At 72.9% G+C, this 1,529-nt stretch carries 2 protein-coding genes; one reads left to right on the forward strand and one right to left on the reverse strand.

Going from position 1 to position 1,529, the window contains the following annotated elements:
- The first annotated feature begins 115 nt into the window (after positions 1-115).
- Positions 116-685: a hypothetical protein gene (locus ABZU46_RS31750; protein WP_354863375.1), complete on the forward strand. Its 570-nt coding sequence runs from the start codon at positions 116-118 to the stop codon at positions 683-685.
- Here the strand turns inward: ABZU46_RS31750 and ABZU46_RS31755 are convergent.
- Entirely contained in the window at positions 651-1,469 is an 819-nt protein-coding gene (locus ABZU46_RS31755) for a phosphatase PAP2 family protein (protein WP_354863376.1), read from the reverse strand. The two genes, ABZU46_RS31750 and ABZU46_RS31755, sit on opposite strands and share 35 nt — an antisense overlap.
- Positions 1,470-1,529 lie beyond the last annotated feature (60 nt).

A 1,529-nucleotide genomic window follows, 5' to 3' on the forward strand; every position in this document is an offset into this window, starting at 1 on the left:
CGCGGCGTGTGGCGGCCGCGACCAATCGCTACGCCGCGTGGCCCGGCTCGGGAAGGCTCCCGAGCCGGGGTGAGCCCGCGCGGCGACGCCAAGCGGCGGCAGGCATCATGTCGGCGTGAACTCAACCCTGGCCGCCCTGCTCGGCTCCGCGATCACCGCCTTCGCATCGCTGTTCGTGGTGTGGGTGCACGGTCGGATCAGGCGGCGGCAGCGCGAGCGGGCCGAGCTTCAGCGGGCGTACGTCCTGGTTCTGTCCGGCGCTCTACGCCTCGCCCACAAGGCCGAGGCGTTGCGGCAGACCGGGTACTGGCGGTCGGGCCTGCCGGAGGCGGGTAACGACCTGCTCGGAGGGCACAAGCCGCTGGGGCCGATGATGCTGCACGACTGGCTGGCCCGGGACATGGTCACGGTGGAGGCCGCCTGGTCGGAGATCTGGACGCGCGGGGACCAGGACGGCATCGCGCTGACCAACGGGCTGATGACCGCGTTCAACGGGGTGCTGGCCGCCGCGCTGCGGGCCAGCGGTACGGAGCCGTTCGAGTCGTCCGACGAGATGACGATCGCCAGCCGCCGCCTCGGCGAGGCACGTCGGCAGCTCGCCCTGCACGCGCGCCGGGCCGCCAAACTGGGCCCGCGGGACGTCGACCTGTTCACCGAGCGCGAGTACGGCGTACCGGTGGGCTGAGGTCTCGTTTCGTTGCCGCGGTGGCTTGGGGCTTGGAAGGAGGCTCGGGTCGCTCGGCGGGCGTGGGCAGGACCAGGTGGACGACCCCGAGCATCAGTGCCGCCACCACACCGTCGAGCCAGTAGTGGTTGCCGGTGGCCACGACGACCAGCAGGGTGACGAGCGGGTGGGCCAGCCACAGCCACCGGAGGCGCCCGCGGGTCACCGCGACGAGCGCGACGGCCACGACCAGCGCCCACCCGACGTGCAGGGACGGCATGGCGGCGTACTGGTTGCTGAGGGTGTCGGTGTCGGGTGGACCGTAGACGGTGGGCCCGAACCGGCGGCCGGTGTCCACCAGGGCTGTCAGCGCGGTCAGCCGGGGCGGCGCCAGGGGGACCAGGAGGTGCAGGGCCAGAGCCGCCGCGGTGAGACAGGCGAGCACGCGACGCGTCCACAGGTAGTGCGCCGGGTGTCGCACGTAGAGCCAGCCGAGGGTGATCACCGTGGTGGGGAAGTGCACGTACGCGTAGTAGCCGTTGGCCAGGTGCGCCACCAGGTCGTGCGCGAGCAGCGGATGCTGGACGGCAGCCTCGTCGGGCAGGTGGAACAGCCGCTCGATGTGCCAGACCGACTCGCCGTTGGCCAGCGCGGTCGACACCCGACCGGCCACCGCCATCCGCGCCACCTTGTAGAGCAGGAACAGCGTGGCGACGAGCAGCAGCTCGCGCGCCGCGCGGCGGGCCGGAGCGGCCCGCCGGCCGGGTGCCACCGGCTGCGGCACCGCCAGCTCGGCGATCTCCACAGGCGCCTCGATTCAGTCACTGTCGCCGGGTGGATCGGGCCGCCACCGTCTCCAGACGGT

The organism is Micromonospora sp. NPDC005197 (assembly GCF_040608295.1).
GTDB lineage: Bacteria > Actinomycetota > Actinomycetes > Mycobacteriales > Micromonosporaceae > Micromonospora.